The following is a 19,167-nucleotide window of genomic DNA, read 5'->3' as shown; positions in this document are numbered from 1 at the left end:
CGGGCCAAGCCAAGCAACCGGGCGTTGCTGAAACTCGGCTACATCGTCTTCCGTACCCACAGGGTGTTCTCACTCTTGGACAACAAACGCTCTCGCTACTCACTGACAAAACCATTTGTCCGGGCCGGGCTTTCAGCTGTGGTGTTTGTAGAGGCTCAGTGAGTGAGTGCAGCGGGCGACGTCGATGAGGACTTCGGGTACGGCCTGGGCGATTGTTTCGACGAGGATGGTGACGGATCCCGAGGCCAGGGCCTCTGCCACGAGGGCCCGTCGCCTCACATCGGAGGGGGCGTGGCCGCCTGCCACCTGCAGAAGGGCCGCGCCTCGTGGGTTGAAGAAGCCCGATGTGTCGCGGGGAATGGCGCGGGCGAGGTCTGTGGCCTGGTCGAGCTTGCCTTCGGAGACGAGCCGCTTGACCTCACGCCACTGTGAGAACGCAGTGTCGTTGCTTCCCGCGGTGATTTCTCGACCGTTCCACGTGGGCGGTGTCTTCAGCCGGGAGGCCGCGGCTCGAGGCGAGTCGTCCATGCTGTCCGGCCGTGTCTCAGCCGCCTCGAGCTCCGCGGGTGCGGGAATATCGGACAAAGCGCCTGCCAGCTGCTTCAACTTGTCGCTCCGCGCCGCTTCCGCCAGTTGGAGCGCCTGCTCCCGCTGCCCGGTGTCGCGCAGAGCGCGGATGATGGTGGACAGTGCCTCCTCCCCTTTGCTGGAAACGTACTCGTGGGCTGTCTCAGGCAGGTCGCTCGCCTGGTGCAGGGCCAGGATGGCCGAGATCGACGACTCGGCGCCGTCGGGGTTGCCGCATTCGATGAACGCGCTCGCGGTTTCCTCAAGGGACTCGAGGGACCAAGTGAATTCGTCGATGGTCTGCGTCAGGTCGGCGGCTTCCTCCAGTTGCCCTTCTTCGAGGAGATGCTGGACCCCTTGGTGCAGTGCTCTGCCTCGGAAGAAGGAGGAAGGAACTTGCCGGGCGATGCGGAGGGCATCGGTAAACCTGTCCTTCATCAAGTTCCTGGCTGCCTGCTCCAGGGAGCAGTCGAGCCATTGGGGGGTCTCTGCCATGGAGGTGATCAACTCGCCGGCGTCCTCGGCAGCCCGCACAGCCTCCTCGAAGCAGCCGCGGTCCGACAGGCGGATGGAGATCTGAGCCAGGGCCTCGGCCCGCAGGACCGTGTCACTGATCGACTGCGCCAGGCTGAAGGATTCCGGAGCGCACCCCTGCCGGGCCCATGCGATTGCGGTGTCCTTCAGTGCACGGTCTCTGATGTCGGGCTCCATGATGGAGCGTGCCAGATCTGCCGCCTCGCCCACGCTGCCGTGCCGCACAGCACCCGACACCACCGCGTTCAGCGCGTAGTCCTTGCCCGCCAGGTTCGGGATCGCCGAGGCCACGTCGAGGGCGGCTTTCAGGTTCCCGGACAAGGCCATGTCCTGCACAGGGTGGAGCAGGTGCTGCAGCAAGCCGGAGTGAGCGCCAGAGCGCGCCTGCGCGGTGGCCTCGCGGGCCAGCGTGACCGGTGTCTGGCCCACACTGTCGCCTACGCCCGTCAGGCGGTATGCCACCGCTCCCAGGACGATGCCCCGCCAGTCCGCCCTGCCGATCGACCGGGCGACGGTGATCGCCCGGTCGTAGTCGCCCTGTTCGATGAGCTCCGTCACGATGTCGACCAAGGCATTTCCGACCTGAACAGTGGCCGAAGTGCCAGCGAGCAGTGCCAGGGCTTCGTTCAACAGGCCCACTCGCGCCAAAGTGAGGGCGGCTTTCGGTACCAGGTGGTGGCCTCCGAGAGTGCCGACGTACGGCAACGCCAGTTCTGCGACTTCCTGCGCGGTCCGAGCGGCGTTCTCCGTTCTGCCCGCGCTCGCCCATCCGAGGGCGACCCGGGTCAGCGCCGTGAACCGTGCCTGGATTTCAGGCACCTGATGTGCCATCTGGTCGGCCTGGTCGAGTGCGCCGGCCTCCACCAGAAAACCGACGACATCCCGTAGGACGGGGCTGACCTCGTCGGCGGTCCGGAACTCGCGGGCCTCGTCCACGGCTGCGCTGGCCGCTTCCTCGGCCTCCTCCCACTGCCCGGCCTTCGCCAGCGCCTGCGCCGCGCTCGCTCTCGCCGCGGCGCGCAACGACGGCTCACGGATAGCAGCGGCGGTGGAGAGCGCCTCCCGCCACGCTTTTGTACGGGCCCCTGCCGCAACGACGTGCCGCAGAGCATCGTCGTGCAGATGCGGACCCAGCATGGAGCGAACGACGAAGACGGCTCGTTGTACCTCGCCGCTGCCGGCGAGCTCCTCACAGAACACGGACCACGCCTCGGGCCGCGCATCGACGGCAACGGTTCTCTCCAACAGGACGTGTGCCACATCGACCAGACCGGCCCTGCCGAGAGCCTTAACGAGATCACGGATCAGGTCACGATACCGAGTGGCGCTCTCCTCCCAGGAGCACGGGGGCAAGGCCTCTGCGGCCCTCTTGGCCAGTCCGGAGATTTCCCGGGCATCGCAGCCTTGCTCCGAGAGCCGCAGGCAACACCATGTCAGAGTCCGGGACTGCTCTTCGGGGTCCTCGATGGCCAGACACAACTCCTCGGCCTGCTCCGGGAGCTTCCGGGATGCCAGAGCCAGAGCGCACCAACGCAACGCATTGTGCCGATGGGAGGCCGAAGGGATGGCGAAGACGGCGTCGAGGACTGTTTGCGCGTCGTCCGAGGAACGGCACTCTTCGAGAACCCTGCCGTAGAGATCTCCGGGCTCACTCAGGTGACTGAGCGATGCCTGCCGCACGGCTCTCCTCACATACCCCAGCCGCGCCCACATGCGCACGACGCCCGAGGGAATGGAACGGGCTCGCTCCTGGATCTCGTCCCGCTGGACGGCCAGCCGCACGCAGGCCCCCACATCAGGGTCCGAAGCGGTGACGTGAAGCTCCAACGCGTCCAGCGTCTCCGCGAGCGCCTCGGTGTCTGACGCAGTGCTCTCCCATAACCGCTCCTGGCGTTCCCGGTCCGTTGCCATCTCGGTCAGCCGCTCAAGATCACTACTCTCCCTCAGCATCGCCGGGTAACCGAGCAGCACGAACTCAGGCGTCTCCTCCGGCCAGTTGGCTGCCTGGAACTCCGCGACGAACCGGTGCAGGCGGTCGCGGGCATCACTCAGCTCGGCAGGCCGCAGCATGTCCCGGGTGGTGACGAGCAGTTCCTGGTGCGCGAAGTAGTAGAGCTTGCCTCCCGCAGGGGCGAGGTGCGCGGTGTTCCTCTGGAAGACCCGCCCTGCCGACCCTCCCAGTGCCTGCTCGACCCGCAGCGGGCTGTCATCCGTCAACCGTGCGTAGTCCTCAGTGCTGAGGCCACCGCCGGCCGCCGCGGTGAGAACAACCAGCTCGCGCTTGAGCCCTTTCGACTCGAGGAGCAGGTCAAGATTGCGTTCGGCGTCCTCACGGATGGCGCGCGCGACCGGGATCGGGCCCAGCGGGTGATCGATCCCGGGGTCGCGCAGCGGGTGCTTCCGCGTGACATCACCCGGAACAGGCGGGTGTGGACGCCCCGCGACGACGATCCGCAGCCCATCCGGCGGCTTGCTCGGCAGCAGCGCGGCGATACTGTGCCCTGCACTCGACCGCGGAACTCCGGTGTCCTCGTCCATGCCATCGACGAGCAGGACGAGATGCCGCCCGGCAGCCTTGGCCTGCCGCGCCGCACGTTCCAGGGCCTCGTGAAGGGTGCCCTGGTCGGAACAGTCAAGGTCGGCGTCGTTCAGGTATCCGCTCAACTGCTTTTGGAGCACATGAAGGAAAGCGTGCCGGTCGGACCGTCCATGCATACGGGCGGTCGTGACGAAGAAGGGCAAGACGTCGATGTTCTCCGGGTGATGAAGCGCGAAGTGCGCCATGAGGGCAGTCTTGCCGCACCACGCGGGCCCGACCCACCGCCAGTACGGTGAGGGCGAGCCGTCCGTGCCATTGCAGAACGCCGTCATCGCGGCGAGTTCGACCTGGCGTCCCTCGAACTCCTCGGCCTCGAACTCCAGGATCTCGTAGTGATAGGAGGGCCTCTGGCGCCGGGCGCGAGCCCTCACGATCAGGTCCCCGTCGATCGGCAACTTATTGCCATCGTCCGCGACTGCCAGAGGAGCGACGACTTCAGGACCAAGCACCGCGGGAACGAGACCGGCTCCTGCCGGTATATGGACCTGTGCTTCGCTCTGCTGTCCGAGCGCGTCTGACTTAGCCGGGCCACCGCCATCGCGCTCGGCCTTAAGTGCGAGGAGCCCGGGGCTGGCCTGTAGTACTGCGATCTTGCGTAAGTCCATCAGCCGTTTAAGCCCGATCCCCAGGACGGCATTGAGAGCGGTGAGAGTCCGGATGCTGGGCGCTGGCCTCTTTTTATTGAAGGCGTGACTGACAGTGGTCGGCGACAGGGCGCACCGCTGTGCCAGCGTCGCCTTGGTCATCCCCTTGTTTCCGAGCGCGATCTCCAGCAGTTCACTGAGCTCGTCGCGCGCGGCCTGCGGGTCCGTGAGCTGCTGCTCGCCCGGGTTGTGCTGCGCCTCCAAGAATCATCCCCCGACGTGATGGTGCTGCCGTTGAATTTCTTTCGTTCCTATTCACTGTGAACGTTAGTCAACGCCGGGTCCAGCATCTTCGGTGCATGCAGTGATTCTCACTGCGTGTAGCGAGAGGCTGGTGGGCTGTGGCGATGCTTGCGTTCATGATAGTGCTGGGCTGTGTGCTGGTAGTGCTGACGGCGGCTGCGGTGGGTGTCGGCGCTGGGTACCTGGTTCGTCGATCTGGCGGGTCGTATCCGGCAGCGGCGCTGCGGGCAGGGGCGGCGTTTGGGACCACGCTGATCGTGATGGCGACGGTGACCGGGGCTTTGGCGGCGGTGGTCGCCCTACTGCGGTGATCCCGCTTGGCTCTTAGAGGCCGTTCTCTTTCCGAATCTTGTGTGACGTCTTCGCTGGTCAGGCATGAAGCAGCCGCTGTCGCGGGAGCCTCGGCTCGGTGCCGGACGAGATGTCGTGGAGGTGGCGGATGCCGTCGATGCGGGCGGTTCTGGAGGAGCGGCAGAAGGTCGCAGCAGTGCGGGTGCAGGAGCTCGAGGCCGAGCTGGAACAAGTGCGGGCGGCTCTGGCGGCCGCGGAAGAAGTGCACCGCCACCGAGTGATCGGCCTGGAGCAGTATCTGGAGGCGCTGGCCGAGGGGGGTGCGCCCGCCGAGATGGCAGTCGAGGTGCCTCAGAAGAAGCCGGTCGGGCCGCGTCGGGCGGTGCCTCACCGGCGACAGGCGAGTGAGGGGGCGGAGTTGTCGCCGGATTATCAGGCGTTGATGGTCGCTGCGGTCGATGCGGGCGGCGACGGGCTGGGTGCCCGGCGGGCGGCGGTGGTGCTGGGCTGGGACAGCGCGTCCGCCTCCCGCGTCGAAGGCGCCAGGGCCCGGCTGAAGCGGCTGGTCGAACGGGGCTGGCTGGTCGAGGTGAAGCCGGGCAGGTTCACGCTGCCCGAGCCACCCCTGGAGCAGGACGCTGGTGCCGGGCGGCCAGGCGGCGGCTCATGAGCATGGTCATCGACCACAGGATGACCGCTTCGCTGGTGTCGGTGCGGCGTTCGTAGTCGCGGACCAGGCGCCGGCTGCGCAGGCACCCGGCGAACGATCTTTCCACGACCCAGCGGCGGGGCAGCGCCTGGAAGCCGCTGATGTCGTCGCTGCGGCGGACGATGTCGAGAACGACGCCGAGCTGCGTGGCACTCCAGTCGACGAGGTGGCCGGTGTAGCCGCCGTCGGCCCAGACCCGTGCCAGCCGTCCGAAGCGGTCCAGGGCCGCGGGCAGCAGGAGGCGTGCGGCGTCCCGGTCGGTGGTCGACGCTGGCGTGACCAGTACGGCCAGCAGCAGCCCGAGCGTGTCGGTGAGCAGGTGCCGCTTGCGTCCGTTGATCTTCTTGCCGGCGTCGAAGCCCCGCGAGGTGCGGGCGACGGTGGCGTCCGCCTTCACCGACTGCGAGTCGATGACCGCCGCACTCGGCTCCGCACCGCGGCCCTCGGAATCGCGGACGGCCTCGCGCAGCCGGTCGTGCAGCTCGGCCACGAGCCCCACGTCCCGCCAGCGGGCGAAGAAGGCATAGAGACGCGGCCAGGGCGGGAAGTCGGCGGGCATCGCCCGCCATTTGATGCCGTTGTCGACGAGGTAGCGGATCGCGTCGATCATCTGCCGGTGGCAGTAGCCCTCCGGCCGCCCGCCCCGACCTGCCAGCCATCCCGGCACCGGCAGCAGGTCCTGCACGGCTGCCCACTCGGCATCGCTCATGTCCGAGCCGTACCGGGGCCGGCGCTCCGGCCGGTCGGCCGCGTTCCCGAACCTGTGGGCGAGGCAGTCACACCCAGGAGTGGACGGACTGGACCCGGCAACCGTGACCACGCGACACTTCGACAACAGGGCCTCTTGCTTCTCGCTGGACTCGACATCCGCGAGCTACCAAGAGGCCCTTCTTCCATGCATCGGCACCGGCCGACTCACCCGAACCAGGCCCCTGTTCGAACCCCACCCGGCCACCCGAGCGGATAGAGAACAGCCAGTTAGAGGCCATCTCATTTGGCGAGTCTGCGGTAGCAGATGAGGGTGCAGGCGATGCTGGTGAAGGCCAGGAAGTGGTCGCCGCCGGCGGAGCAGGTGGGCTCGTCAGCGGCGCGCCCGGGTTCCGGCCGCGCTGCTGACGAGCTGTGGTCAGCCCTCGGGGGAGCCCCGGGTCAGTGGAGCTTGTTGACGGCGGTCTTCGTCGTGGTGCGGAAGGCGGTCAGCGGGGCGTCCTCGAGGTCGCCCATCTGGCCCCAGCGGACGAGGGTGACGGTGCGGCCGTCGCGGCCGACGGAGAACAGGTGGATGTCAGAGATGCCGATCTGCGGGTCGGCGGTGTCCAGGCTGTAGACCCAGGCGCCCTCCTCGACGGCGAGCTTGCCGTGGGAGGCGCTGACGGCCTGCAGGCCCGGGTTCTGCTGCTCCAGCAGGGGGCCGCAGTCGGCGAGGGCCCCGCGGAGGGTGTCGACCAGCTTCACGGCGTCGGCTTCGGTACGGGCGACGGTGGTGACCTGGACGCCGTTGGTGTCGAGCTCGGTGCTGAACTCGCGGTAGCGGGTGTTCTGCGCCGGGATCTTGTACGGGGCGCAGAGGACGCCGCCGTTCTCCGGGACGCCGGTGAAGACCTGGGTGGCGGTCCACGGCGTCGACGACGGCGGCATCTGGGAGGCGGCGAGGAAGGCGGGCTGGGCAGCGGCCTGCGCCGGGGCTGTGGCGAGGGCCGCGAGGCCCAGCGCGGCAGCGGCTGCGGTGGCGAGTGCGGTGCGGAGCTTGTTCATGGTGGATCCCCCGTCGGGTCGTTCGTTCGGTCAGTGCTCGACCAGCGTGGGGCCGGCGCCCGCCGACTGCAACGATCACGCGCCCACCAGCCGTCCCGGAACCATTCCACCCCCGCTGACGTGCAAGGACGTGAAGGATGGGACGCAGGGTCGAGGGAGATGGAATGCCGAAGGACGCCGCCGTCGAGGAGTTCGCGGGGCTCGTGCGCGCGCTGAAGGCGCGGGACGGGAGGAGTTACGAGGCGCTGGGCCGGCGGCTGAGCGTCAGCGCGTCCACCCTCCACCGCTACTGCTCGGGCGCGACCGTCCCGGAGGAGTTCGCCGTGGTCGACCGCCTCGCCCTGCTGTGCGGGGCGGACGAGGAGGAACGGCGGGCCCTGGAGGCGGCCTGGACGGAGGCGGACCGCGCCCGCCGCCGAGCGGCCTCGCCCGCGCCCACGCCTGTGCCGGCCGTGTCGGCCGCGCCGGAATCGAACCCGGAACCGTCCGCGCCGGAACCGACCGCGCCGGACCCGTCCGCCGCGGATCTGTCTGCGCCGGAGGCGCCCCGCGCCCGCCCCCGTCGTGGCGCCCCCACTCCCCTCCTCGTCGCCGCCACCGTCGCCCTCGTCGTGCTCGCCCTCGCCGCCGCCCTGCTCGGCCACCCCACCCATACGGCTTCCGCCCCCGCTCCCGCTTCCACCGCTCCGGGGCGGACCGCGGCCCCCCTCCCCTTCACCTGGAGCATCGGTTCCCAGCTCTGGGAGGGCGGCTGCGGGCACACCTACCTCGTGGACCGGGCCCCCCGCGCGGTCGCCCCGCCGCCGGTCACGGCCGACTCCGGGGCGTGGGCCGGGACGCACGGTGCCGTGCACGGCGGGGAGGCGCTGGTGCGGATCACGGTCCAGGGCCGGTCGCCGTCCGACGCTGTCGTCCTCCATGCCCTGCACGTGCGCGTGGTCGACCGCGCTGCACCGCTGCCGTGGAACGCGTACCGAATGGACAACGGCTGTGGCGGCGCCGTCACCCCGCGCCACTTCGCCGTGGACCTCGATCGGCCGCGCCCGCTCGCGAGGCCCGTCGACGGCCTTGACGCCTCCGGCACCGAGGTCCGGAAGATCCCGGCCGTCTCCTTCCCGTACAAGGTCACCTCCTCCGACCCCGAGGAGCTGCTGGTCTCCGCGCGGACGGCGGGCTGCGACTGCCGCTGGTACCTGGAGCTGGAGTGGAGCGCCGGGGGCCGTACGGGGACGGTGCGGATCACGGACGGCGGGAAGCCGTTCCGCACGAGCGGGACCATGGGGAGGCCGACGTACGTGCACGACTCCGCCGAAGGGCGCTGGATCACAGACTCGGACTCTGGACAGACCGGGTGACCGATGAGTAACTTCGACTGACATAGGCTGAGCAAGCGCTTAGCTTGTTCTTTAACCTTTGACCTCGAACAGGGCGTCGTATGACGTCACTCACCTGGGGATTCTCCGGACAGGCGGACGGCCCTCGCATGATCCTGCGTTCCGTCACGGAAACAGTCCCATACGAAGGCCGCAGAGGTGAGTGTGCTGGATCAGGATGCCCGGCGGGACGCGTTCGGCTTCACATCACACTTCCGGGAGGACCTGTACGCGTGCCTGACCCGGCGCGGTGACACCCTGTTCGAGCTCACGGACGCGCTGCTCTGCGGGAACGGGCCGGTGCCCTCACCGGTCGACCTGACGCTGCTGGCTGAACACCGCCGCGGTCACGGCGCCCTGTATGACGCGTTGAACTGCGGCCGTATCGACACAACCGGGTTGCGCCGGGCTCTGGCGGTGCTGCCGCAGCCCAAGGCGGCCGACAACCGGCTGGTCCTCGCGGTCGATGTGACCAACTGGCTGCGTCCGGACGCTCCATGCAGCCCGGAGCGACTGTTCTGTCACGTCTACGGACGCTCGGGTCGCTCCAGTGACCAGTTCATTCCCGGCTGGCCGTACTCGTTCGTGGCGGCGCTGGAGACGGGCCGCACCTCGTGGTGCCAGCTGCTGGACGCGGTCCGCCTGGGCCCGGATGACGACGTCGCCGAGGTCACAGCGGCCCAGGTCCGCCGCGTCGTGGCCGACCTGATCGGCGGCGGCCAGTGGGAGCCGGGCGACCCGGACGTCCTGGTCGTCTTCGACGCCGGCTACGACGCCCCGCGCATGGCCTATCTCTTGGAGGGCCTGCCCGTCGAGGTGCTCGGCCGGATGCGCGCGGACCGCGTCATGCGGCGGCCGGCGCCCACGCTCAAGGAGTACGCCGCGGCCTATCCCCAGGGCGGGCGGCCGCCGAAGCACGGCAAGGAGTTCCGCTTCGCCAAGCCCGACACCTGGGGCCAGCCCGACGCCGCGACAGTGCAGGTCACCGACCGGTACGGCACCGCCCGGGCCATGGCCTGGGACCGCATCCACCCTCGGCTGACCACCCGCTCGGCGTGGATCGACCACACCGGCGAGCTCCCCGTCATTGAGGGCACGCTGATCCGCCTGGAGGTCGAGCACCTGCCCGGCGGCCAGGACCCGCTGCCCGTCTGGCTGTGGTCCTCGAAGACCGGCATGACCAGCGGCGATGTCGATCTGCGCTGGCAAGCGTTCCTGCGCAGGTTCGATCTGGAACACACCTTCCGCATGATCAAGCAGACCCTCGGCTGGACTCGCCCGAAGCTACGGAGCCCCGAGGCGGCGGATCGGTGGACATGGCTTGTGATCGCCGCCCACGCCCAGCTGAGGCTCAGCCGAGAGGCCGCCGCCGACCTCCGCCGCCCCTGGGAGAAGCCGACCGAGCCCGCCCGACTCACCCCCGCGAGGGTCCGGCGGGGGTTTCGGAACCTCCGCCCGCACTTGCACTGCCCAGCCCGTGCACCGAAACCCTCAACACCCGAACCAGGAAGGCCAGTTGGCTCGAAGAACCGACACCCCGCCACCCGTCACGACGTGGGCAAAACAACCAGACGACCCGAGACCATCGCCGAACGTGATCGCCTCAAAGCTCGCAAAGGTTAAATAACAAGCTTAGTGCGTGTTTCTAAGCCCCAGTTCTGAGTAGCCTGGGGGTCCTACGCTGGCTTGGTGTCCGAGGACGCCGGTCGGGCCGGGGAGAGGATCTGCCGGGGCTGCGGGGAACGGCTGAGGCCGGGAGCCCGGCCCGGGGCAGAGTTCTGTTCGTCGGCATGTCGGTCCAGGCAGTGGCGTCGGGAACGACGGTTGCGCCAGCGCCTGGCGGCGGTCCGGGACGGTACGGGCGAGGTGGAGTGCCCGGAGTGCGGGGCCCGCTGGGTGGCCGGTGTCGATCGTCGCTCGGACGCGGTGTTCTGCTCGCCGCGGTGCAAGGTGAGGGCTTGGAGGCGCGGGGCGGAACCGTTCGGCGAACGGTCACAGTAACCGCTCGGCAAACGCATCTCTGACCCAACTCCGGTCATCATCCGGTCATTTAAGGTCATTCATTGTGATCTTAGAATTTTCGGTCTGACTCTCGGTTCGAAAGCGGGCCCTGTCCTGTCACGGCCTCAAGAGCCGGGCCCTGGCCCGTAGTTGGTGGTGGAACACGATGACCGAAGTGGCAGAGAAGGTCGGGAGTGTCAGCCAGTCCCGTTATGAACAGATCGTCGCCGAGTTGAGGGACGTGGTCGAACAGCAGACGCACGGGCAGTTCACGATCGGTGACCGCGCTCTGGAGATCGAGCCAATGAGGCAGCGGGGCGGCCCAATCGCAGAGCCGGAGTGGACGGTCGAGGCGTCGCTGAAGCGGCTGGCCGACGACATCGGGCTGTCGGTCGCCACGGTGAAGACTACGAGGTGGGTGGCCTCCCGCTGGCCGAAGGAACACCGCAGTCCGAAGACGGCGTCGTACACGGTCCACCGGGCCCTGGCGAACATCGAGGATGAGGCGGAACGGTTCGCTGTGATCGGGACGCCACCAGACGGCAAGGCCCGGTGGACCACGGACGGCGCGAGCCGGCGGGTGGGTCAGCAGGTCGAGACCCCGGTCACGCCACAGGAGAAGGTCACCGCGATCCATTCGCTGGCCCGGGATGAAGAGGTCGCCGCGGCAGTCACCACCGACTTCCTCAAGCGTCCGCAGGTCGCGGCCAAAGTGTCGGCGGAGGACAAGGTCCGGGTGGTGGAGGAATTCACCCGTGACGAGTCGGTCGCAGCGACGGCCGCGACGAACCTGCTGCGCAGGCCGGACGTCGCGTTCAAGGCGATGAGTGACGACACTGCCCGCTTCCAGGTCAACCATGCCCAGGTCGAACGCGGCCGGCAAGCCCGCGAGGACTTCGACCGCAGCAGCCCCGTCGCCCCGGCCGTCCGCGCGATCGACCGGTCGGTGGAATTCCTGGACCTGGTCACCGCCTGCCACTCCTTCGTCGCAGCCGCTGGGCGGACCGTCCCCGGCCTGCGGGACCGCACCCTGAACGACGACGAACGCACGATCGTTCATCAGAACGTCGCCCGCGTGCGGGCGACGCTGGACTGGATCGAGACGGCCGTCGACACCGGCAAGGTCGACGTCGACGACGAACTGGCCCGTCTCCTCAAGGGCGAATGAGGATGCCCCGCGCCTCACGGCGACGGGGCGATGCCGCCAGACGCCACGCGGACACCCTGCGGTTCGTACTGTTCGAGGCCAGACCCGCCGGCCTTGAGTTCCCTCAGCTCGTACGCGCCAGCGACCTGAGCCCCAGCCAGGTCCGTTCCGGGCTCGCCGCGCTGAAGGACCAGGCCGCGGAGAAGGGCTGGCCCCCGCTGACCTGGAACAGGGTGACGGGCTACCAGCTCGGCGCCGAGCGGGACGTGCTGGAGGCATACGAACGGGCGGTGGTCAGGGAGAAGCTGACCAGTTCTGCCGGTTCATCACCGGCACCGTCGCCCCGCATGCCGCCGCCCACCCGGGCGACAAGTGGGTCAAGCACATCGTCGCCCAGTTCAACTCCATCGAGTCCACCCTCGACCTCATCAACAGCTCCTGACCTGCGGTGGGACCGCCTGCAGGGCGGTCCCACCGCACTTGTTCGAAGGCACCCCGCCATGCGCCGACGCCGCTACCCCTCGGACACCACGAACGCTGAATGGGCCTTGCTCGAAGGGCCGTTACCCACTCCGGCCTGCGAGACGAGCAAAGGCGGCCGGCCTGAGAAACATCCGCGCCGTGAGATCGTCGACGCGATCCGCTACGTCGTCGATACGGGCTGCAAGTGGCGGGCCCTGCCTGCGGATTTCCCGCCCTGGCGCACGGTCTGGGGGTTCATGGCCCGCTGGGCCGCCGCCGGGATCATCGGCCAAATCCGCGACCATCTCGCCGGCCGGATCCGCCGCGACATGGGCAAAGGCCCCCGGGCGGTGGCCACCGTGATCGACTCCCAGAGCGTGAAAGCCGCCGAAACCGTCTCCAGGGCCACCCGTGGCTACGACGCGGGCAAGAAGATCAACGGGCGCAAGCGCCATCTGGTCGTCGACACCCGCGGACTTCCCCTCATGGTCATGGTCACCCCCGCCGACCTGCATGACGCCGCCGCGGCCAAGGAAGTCCTCTTCCGCCTGCGGCTGATGCACCCCGAGATCACGATCGTCTGGGCGGACTCCGCCTATGCCGGGAAGCTCGTGGACTGGGCGAAGCAGCACCTCAACCTCACCATCAAGCCCGTCAGCCGTCCCAAGGACGCCTCCGGCTTCATCGTGCTGCCCCGCCGCTGGGTCGTCGAACGCTCGCTCGCCTGGATGATGCACGCCCACCGCCACGCGAGGGACTACGAACGGCTCATCCAGCACTCCGAGACCCTGATCACCTGGGCCGCCATCACCCTTATGACCAGGCGTCTCGCCCAGAAAGGCGCCACCCCCAGCTGGACAAGGAAGCCGACCCCGAGCGGCTGAGCCACCCTACTGGGCCCCTATCCAAGCCACCGTCGCCCGCACTACTCGACCAGTGCGGGAATTACACGGTCTATGCGCCGAAAGTCAACGTCAGAGATGCTTTCCCCATTGCGAGCAGCGGAATCCCGCCGTTGATCTCTCCCTGGAGCGACCACTCCTTCAGGGTCAGGTACTTAGACAGCATGTTCAACAAGCGTCTGGAGCCTGCCATGAACTTCGGTTTGATGAACCGGGTGAACCCGCGGACAGCTCCTCCCCCGGCGTGCTCGCCGGCACTCTCGCCGCTGTCGCCCTCTCCGTCCTCGACCGCGAGCACGACCGCCGCAATGTCCGCTTCCATCACGCCGATGGCGCTGGCGGCCTGGGCAGCCAGGTGTTCCCGGCGCTCAGACGTGGCGTCAGGGATCATCTCCAGCACTCTGAGCAGGCTTTCCCTCGCATCAGCGAGGCGTTCCTGAAGTTCCGCAAGAACGTCCCTGTCCACGCCCGGAAGCCGATCCAGCTCTGCGGACGCGCCCTCGAGGTCGACACACAGACGGTCGCGGTCCAGGAAATAGGAATGACGAAGGTCCTCATCATTCCGGCGCTCGTTCTCCTCAGGCACGTGGGTCTCCGTAGGTTGCTGGGGGAGCGGGGATGCGCAGTTTGAGCAGCCGGGCCAGCCGGATCCGCTCACGCGGCGTGGCCCACGCCTGACGAATGTCAAGAAGTCGGACAGTCGCGGTGTTGAACTCGGCACCCCTCTGCCGCGTGTCAGTGATCGCGCTGAGGAAGAAGTCCAAGTTCGCATTGCCCGGCGTGCTGGTCGGATCCGTCGCTGTGCTCCCGTTGGGAGTGATGCCAAGGAACGCAGCACCGAAGCTCGGCAGCGGAGTGGCCGAGTCGGGCAGTACGTTCCCGGTGGACTGGATCAGCCGCTGTCGCCCGCGAGAGTCGCGCGTGTTTAGCAATGCCATCAGCTGAGTGTTCGACCTTCGTGACAGCTCGGTGCGGCTGGTCGCGAGCTGAGGCTGCTCAAGGAGCAATTGCCCGTAGTAGGCTCCGTCCAAGGTCGATGCGATCAGCTCTTCGTTGGCATTGAGGTTCCGGTCTGAGTGCAGAGTCTCGTGAGAGAAAACGCGACCTAGGAGTCGGAAGTCCTCGTAGCGAAACCGCTGGTTGAACACGATATATGGCTGCGGTTCGGCAGCAATGACCTGGGCGATCGCGTTTGGGTTGGGCGTGGTGCCGAAAACAACCTGCGAGAACAGACCGTCTCGGATTGCCTGGATACTGCCCTGGGCGGGGCTGCCAGCCAGCGAGGCGAGGGCAGCGCGCAGGTTCGCATCCGGCATCACGGTAGCGATCTGCGAACTGCGGAAGACGGCAAGGCCCTCTTCGACCGTACGGTGGCCGCGAGGCTTGAGCGTGGCCTTAAGTTGGCGGACCAGTTCCTTCGCAGTGATCTCGCGGGGAGGTGCTGGCTCCATCGGAGGTCCGTCGGGATAGGCCCCGGTACTTAGCAGGCTGAGGTCGGTGGGTGGGAACGGCGGTTGGGCCAGCAACCTCAGCGCTTTACCGCTCGAATCGCCGAGCTCTTGGTGGGCGATGGTCCCGTTGTGGCTCGCTGATGCAGGCGCAGCAACCGTCAAGGAAACGGGAAGCAGTGCTGCCGCAGCCAGTGTCAGAGCGGCAGCGCGGCGACGCTTACGGCATGAGGTCATGTGATCGGCTTATCCAGCCAAATTCGAGACCGGGGGCCACCACGCCGCATAGGGCGAACACATTCACCCACCTGGTTGCTCCCAGCGGAAGCGGAACTTGAGCACGCGCATTGGCCGGCTGCTCGCTGACCAGGCTCTCGATCCATCAGACGAGTCAGAGCCCTTCAGAAACAAGCTCTTACCGTCGCCGCGCGCTGTGCCGCGCAGATCGAGCCCGACCGCGACGGTGACGCCTCGTGCCCGCTGCACGAGGCCGCCGCTCTGATCACTGACGACGCCGGGCAGCGCCTGATCTGGTCTGCCCGCGCCCTTCACCCGCAAGGAGACAGCTGAGATGGCGAGCGCGAAGGCGACGAATCCGCCCCGGGGACAGTGCGCGCAGTGCTGGTTCCACGCGTACGCCAGCCGCGAGGCCCACGCCGGGCTCGGTCCGCGCGAGGACTGCCCGCAGTGCGTGGACCACATGAAGAACGGCCACCCCGCCCACATGATCGTGCGCTGACGGCGTGCGAAGCCGTCCCGTTCACCCACCACGCCGGGCAGCGCCTCCGCCGAGCTGCCCGGCACCCCCTTCACCCTCAAGGAGTCCGTATGACCGCGCCGTACTACCCGCAGATGCCCGAGAACGGCCTGGTCGTCCTCATCGGCCCCGCCGGGGCCGGGAAGACCACCATCGCGAACACCTGGCCCGCCTCGCAGGTCCTGTCTCTGGACGCGCTACGCGAGACGGTCAGCGACGACTTCTCTGTCAAGTACAGCGTGTTGAGACGGACCGCCTTGTAGTGCGCGTGGCCGCTGCAGGCGTGAACGGCGTATCGACAAGCGAGGAACTGCCCGAGCTGGTTACATCAGTCGGCCTGCCGGATGCCCACCGGGATCGTCGGCCAGAACGATCGCGGCCTTCACGCGCTTGCCCACCGGCTCGCGCCACCAGCTCCGCCAGTCCCATCGCCCGCGTCGAGACGGGCAGGCCGTGAACGGCCTGCACTTCGGTCATGAAACGGCGGGCCACCTGCCGCGCCTCAGCGATCGGCTCCCCGCCATCCAAGGCGACCGAGGACAAGATGGGGCGGCTGGCCAGCGGCTGTTCCTCGTCTTCATGCACCACTGGCCCACACCGCCACCTTCGTCCTGAGCGACACGGTTAACGGCGCTCGGATACCCCGGAAACCCAGGTCCACGCCACCCTCACGCCTTTGTTGCACGGCGGGCACACCGCGCCGTGCGGACGCCGGGAACGGGCCGGAGACCAGGCGTTCTAGGGTCCGTCTTCAAACGGATCTTGCCCACAGCAGGAACGACGCGAGTGTGACCGCCGCTTCGTAGGAGGTGGCGGTCTTATCGTATCGGGTGGCGATGCCGCGGAACCCCCTTGAGCCGGTAGAAGCAACGCTCAATGATGTTGCGTTGTCGGTAGATGGGGCCTTGCCCCCAAAGGGTGGACACCTGTTCGTTTCGTTATGCGGCGAGTGTCAGGGTAGCTGACTGCTGTTCGTAGGCGATCGGTGCCTGCTGTCCGTTCGCCGAGTGTCGTCGGCGGGTGTTGTAGCGCGTAGTCCAGCGGAAGACCGCCAGGCGGCAGGCGCGGGTGTCGTTGAAGCGGCGGGCACCGCGCAGTGTCTCGCGTTTGAGGGCTGCGTTGAATGACTCGGCGAGCGCGTTGTCCGCTGAGGTTCCGACCGCTCCCATCGACTGCCTGATCCCCAACTCGGCGCATACTTCGGCGAATTGGCGGGAGGTGTACTGCGCCCCGTGATCGCTGTGGAAGACGGCGCCGGCCAGGCTGCCCCGCGTCCGGGCGGCGCCCCGGAGCGCGTCGGTGACCAACTCGGTGCGCATGTGGTCGGCGACCGACCAGCCCACCAGGCGGCGCGAGAAACAGTCGATCACTGTCGCCAGATACAGGAACTCGCCGTCACCCACCGGCAGGTACGTGATGTCGCCGACGTACTTGAGGTTCGGCCCACTCGCGGTGAAGTCGCGCCGGAACAGGTCCGGCACCGGTGCGGCGGACGGCTCGGGCACGGTGGTGACCTGGCGCTTGCGCAGCCGCAGCCCGGCGATGCCGAACTTCCGCATCACCCGTCCGACGCGCTTGTGGTTCACGCGTTCGCCCGCCTCACGCAGCTCAGCGGTGATCCGCGGGCGGCCGTAGGTACCGTCCCACTCGGCATGCACGGCGCGGATCCGCCCGGCGAGCGCGACATCGGCCTGCTCACGCGCGGCGCGAGCCGCGCGGCCGGTCCGCCACTTGTAGAAGCTGGAGCGGGCGATCTCCAGCACCTGACACAACCGCTTCACGCCCCAGGCGCAGTGGTGGTCCTCGATGAACTGGAAGCGGCTGGTCACCAGGTCATCTCTTGTGCGAAAAACTTCGTGGCCTTGCGCAGGATGTCACGCTCAGTGGCCAGCTTCTGGTTCTCCGTGCGTACCATCGCCAACTCCCGGCGCAGGGCCTCGTTCTCGGCCTGAAGCTCTTCGGCCGTCGGCGGGGAATCCACCGTGCTCTTCTCCGTGCTCGTACTCGTCGTGCTGCCCCCGCCGTGGCGGGCCCGTTCGGCCCGTACCCAGTTACGCAGCGTCTCGCGGCTGATCCCCAGGTCCTTGCCGATGCCCTCAAAGGTGTGGCTCGGGTCCGACAGGTACAGCGCGACGGCATCCGCCTTGAACTCGGGCGAGTAAACCTTCATCACCATAAAAGATGCCTTCTACCCGGCTCCTGGCGGGGCCGGGCTCAGAGGTGTCCACCACTCAGGGACAGGTCCCATGTGCCGGTCGAACACTGGTGGTCGCCCGCCTTGGCGGCCGCGGTTGTACCGGTGTCGCTGCTGGTCGCTCTTCTCCGGGATGGTGTGTGCGATACCGCGTCGCCGCAGGTAGGCGCGGAAGCCGCGGGAGTTGTAAACCTTGTCCGCGATGACGTGGTCGGGTCTGCAGCGTGGTCGGCCCGGACCCGTGCGCGGGACCCGGATGCGTTCCAGGAGGGGGCGTGAGCAGACGCTGTCGTGGCGTTGACCTGGTGTCACCAGGATTGCCAGAGGCCGTCCCTGACCGTCGCAGGCGAGATGGACTTTGGTGGTCAGGCCTCCTCGGGATCGGCCGAGGGCGTGATCGTCCGGTTCGTCCGGCCGGTGCTTCCCCCTTTTCGGCCAGTGGCGGCGGCATGCTGGTGGGCGCGGATGATGGTGGAGTCGATCTGGATGAGCCAGCCGATGTCACCAGCCGCGTCCGCACGGGCTTGGATCTGCTGCAGGGCCTGGGTGAACACGCCGTCCAGGGCATAACGGCGGAAGCGGGTGTAGACCGTCTTCCACGGCCCGTAGCGTTCCGGCAGGTCACACCACGAGATCCCGGTCCTGATCTTGTAGACCATCCCGTTGATGACCTGCCGGTCCGACACCCGCGGCCTGCCCGTCGAGGCCTGCGGTATCAGCGGAGCGAGCAACTCCCACTCCTGATCGGTGAGTTCATGACGGCGTATCACCCCAGCATGATCCACCACCCGGATGATCTTTGAAGACGGACCCTAGATGAACAACGTCCGCGCCGACGGGCACGGCTGCCCGGTGTACAACCGCTGCTTCTCCTGCACCTTCTACACCACCGACTTCACCCACCTGCCCGAGTTGCGCCAACTGCGCGCCGGGAAGGCGAAGCAGCTCGCCGCGCTGGAGAGCGCCTACGGCCACGTGCTCACCGCGAGTCCCTTGAGCACGGCGAACCTGGAGCTGCTGCGCCAGGAGATCCAACAGATCGACGAACTCGTCGGCAAATGCGAAGCCGACATCGGCTCCCTCACCCACCAGGAACGGACCACGGTGGAGTCCTGGCTCCACACCAGGGACAGGTTCCTCACCGTCATCCCCGTGGCGGCCGTCCTGGCCGGCCGGCAGCGCTTGGACCAGCCGACCGTCGACCCGATCATCACAGAAAGGACGACCGGATGACGCGCCCGGCCGCCCCGCGCAAGCATCCAGGCCAGACAACGATCCCCGCCGGCCGGGCCGAGGCCCTCGATGCCGACAGGGCGGCCGCCGTCAGGCGGCGGCATGCCGACAGCGAACAGTGAGGGTTTTCCATCTTGATCAGGTGGTGAGTTCGAGGGCAACGACAGCTCGGACGACGGCTGTGATCCGGGTGGTGCTGCAGCGGAGCTTCCACAGGAGCCGCCAGGACTTGAGGATCGCCATGGCGCGTTCACCGAGGTTGCGGATCTTCGCGTGGTCCCGGTTGTGACGTCGGCGCCAGCCGCGCA

Annotated in this window: 16 protein-coding genes and 3 pseudogenes; 9 read left to right on the top strand and 10 right to left on the bottom strand. The window is 68.0% G+C overall.

Annotated features, from left to right (window positions below; translation table 11 throughout):
• Window positions 1-132 precede the first annotated feature (132 nt).
• Window positions 133-4,548, bottom strand: coding sequence for a hypothetical protein (locus tag ACF1DX_RS38380; RefSeq protein WP_391795772.1), 4,416 nt, complete (start codon window positions 4,546-4,548; stop codon window positions 133-135).
• 487 nt (window positions 4,549-5,035) lie between these two features.
• Between ACF1DX_RS38380 and ACF1DX_RS38375 the strand changes: the two genes are divergently transcribed.
• A complete protein-coding gene (locus ACF1DX_RS38375) occupies window positions 5,036-5,548 on the top strand; it encodes a hypothetical protein (protein ID WP_391795785.1) in 513 nt (170 codons plus the stop codon).
• Here ACF1DX_RS38375 and ACF1DX_RS38370 read toward each other — a convergent pair.
• Entirely contained in the window at window positions 5,484-6,296 is an 813-nt protein-coding gene (locus ACF1DX_RS38370) for an IS5 family transposase (protein ID WP_391795771.1), read from the bottom strand. The genes ACF1DX_RS38375 and ACF1DX_RS38370 overlap by 65 nt on opposite strands.
• A gap of 440 nt (window positions 6,297-6,736) precedes the next feature.
• On the bottom strand, window positions 6,737-7,342 hold the full coding sequence (locus tag ACF1DX_RS38365; protein ID WP_136233468.1) for a hypothetical protein: 606 nt from the start codon (window positions 7,340-7,342) through the stop codon (window positions 6,737-6,739).
• 164 nt (window positions 7,343-7,506) lie between these two features.
• Between ACF1DX_RS38365 and ACF1DX_RS38360 the strand changes: the two genes are divergently transcribed.
• The 5 genes and pseudogenes from ACF1DX_RS38360 to ACF1DX_RS38340 all read left to right on the top strand — a co-directional run bounded on the left by ACF1DX_RS38360 (window position 7,507) and on the right by ACF1DX_RS38340 (window position 13,209).
• Window positions 7,507-8,697: a helix-turn-helix domain-containing protein gene (locus ACF1DX_RS38360; protein ID WP_391795770.1), complete on the top strand. Its 1,191-nt coding sequence runs from the start codon at window positions 7,507-7,509 to the stop codon at window positions 8,695-8,697.
• A gap of 183 nt (window positions 8,698-8,880) precedes the next feature.
• On the top strand, window positions 8,881-10,338 hold the full coding sequence (locus ACF1DX_RS38355; protein ID WP_391795769.1) for an NF041680 family putative transposase: 1,458 nt from the start codon (window positions 8,881-8,883) through the stop codon (window positions 10,336-10,338).
• A 544-nt stretch (window positions 10,339-10,882) separates the two neighbouring features.
• Window positions 10,883-11,884, top strand: a complete 1,002-nt coding sequence (locus ACF1DX_RS38350; RefSeq protein ID WP_391795768.1) for a DUF6192 family protein — start codon at window positions 10,883-10,885, stop codon at window positions 11,882-11,884.
• A 2-nt stretch (window positions 11,885-11,886) separates the two neighbouring features.
• Window positions 11,887-12,305, top strand: a pseudogene (locus ACF1DX_RS38345) (RacP protein).
• A gap of 58 nt (window positions 12,306-12,363) precedes the next feature.
• A complete protein-coding gene (locus ACF1DX_RS38340) occupies window positions 12,364-13,209 on the top strand; it encodes an IS5 family transposase (RefSeq protein WP_391795767.1) in 846 nt (281 codons plus the stop codon).
• A 70-nt stretch (window positions 13,210-13,279) separates the two neighbouring features.
• Here ACF1DX_RS38340 and ACF1DX_RS38335 read toward each other — a convergent pair whose 3' ends face one another.
• Both ACF1DX_RS38335 and ACF1DX_RS38330 read right to left on the bottom strand, forming a co-directional pair.
• Window positions 13,280-13,813, bottom strand: a complete 534-nt coding sequence (locus ACF1DX_RS38335; RefSeq protein ID WP_391795766.1) for a hypothetical protein — start codon at window positions 13,811-13,813, stop codon at window positions 13,280-13,282.
• Window positions 13,806-14,678, bottom strand: coding sequence for a hypothetical protein (locus tag ACF1DX_RS38330; RefSeq protein WP_391795765.1), 873 nt, complete (start codon window positions 14,676-14,678; stop codon window positions 13,806-13,808). Before ACF1DX_RS38330 ends, ACF1DX_RS38335 begins: the two co-directional genes overlap by 8 nt.
• 568 nt (window positions 14,679-15,246) lie before the next feature.
• Here ACF1DX_RS38330 and ACF1DX_RS38325 point away from each other — a divergent pair.
• Complete coding sequence (locus ACF1DX_RS38325; protein ID WP_391795764.1) at window positions 15,247-15,414, top strand: pRL2-8; 168 nt, start codon at window positions 15,247-15,249, stop codon at window positions 15,412-15,414.
• An 89-nt stretch (window positions 15,415-15,503) separates the two neighbouring features.
• Window positions 15,504-15,695 carry a hypothetical protein gene (locus tag ACF1DX_RS38320; protein WP_391795763.1) on the top strand — a complete coding sequence of 64 codons (192 nt, stop codon included), beginning with the start codon at window positions 15,504-15,506 and terminating at the stop codon, window positions 15,693-15,695.
• A gap of 488 nt (window positions 15,696-16,183) precedes the next feature.
• Here the strand turns inward: ACF1DX_RS38320 and ACF1DX_RS38315 are convergent.
• From ACF1DX_RS38315 to ACF1DX_RS38300, 4 genes and pseudogenes are all read right to left on the bottom strand, one after another.
• Window positions 16,184-16,301, bottom strand: a pseudogene (locus ACF1DX_RS38315) (IS5/IS1182 family transposase); the annotation flags it as partial.
• A gap of 69 nt (window positions 16,302-16,370) precedes the next feature.
• Window positions 16,371-17,608 (bottom strand): IS3 family transposase gene (locus ACF1DX_RS38310; protein WP_391795762.1). Its coding sequence is split into 2 segments (ribosomal slippage): window positions 16,371-17,284 and window positions 17,284-17,608, totalling 1,239 coding nucleotides; the frame shifts between segments, so codons are not numbered across the junction.
• Between the two features lie 12 nt (window positions 17,609-17,620).
• Window positions 17,621-17,995 (bottom strand): transposase, encoded by a 375-nt coding sequence (locus ACF1DX_RS38305; protein WP_391795784.1) that lies wholly within the window; start codon window positions 17,993-17,995, stop codon window positions 17,621-17,623.
• Window positions 17,992-18,396 carry an IS5 family transposase gene (locus tag ACF1DX_RS38300; RefSeq protein ID WP_391795761.1) on the bottom strand — a complete coding sequence of 135 codons (405 nt, stop codon included), beginning with the start codon at window positions 18,394-18,396 and terminating at the stop codon, window positions 17,992-17,994. Before ACF1DX_RS38300 ends, ACF1DX_RS38305 begins: the two co-directional genes overlap by 4 nt.
• Window positions 18,397-18,442: 46 nt before the next feature.
• On the opposite strand from ACF1DX_RS38300, the gene ACF1DX_RS38295 reads away from it, so the two are divergent.
• The gene (locus tag ACF1DX_RS38295) at window positions 18,443-18,859 is read left to right on the top strand and encodes a hypothetical protein (protein ID WP_391795760.1); all 417 of its coding nucleotides are present in this window, start codon (window positions 18,443-18,445) and stop codon (window positions 18,857-18,859) included.
• Window positions 18,860-18,997: 138 nt separating this feature from the next.
• Here ACF1DX_RS38295 and ACF1DX_RS38290 read toward each other — a convergent pair.
• Window positions 18,998-19,167: pseudogene (locus ACF1DX_RS38290) on the bottom strand (IS5/IS1182 family transposase); the annotation flags it as partial.

Origin of the sequence: Streptomyces sp. NPDC014676, assembly GCF_043084105.1 — a bacterium.
Lineage (GTDB): Bacteria > Actinomycetota > Actinomycetes > Streptomycetales > Streptomycetaceae > Streptomyces.
This window is presented reverse-complemented; position numbering and strand designations above follow the sequence as displayed.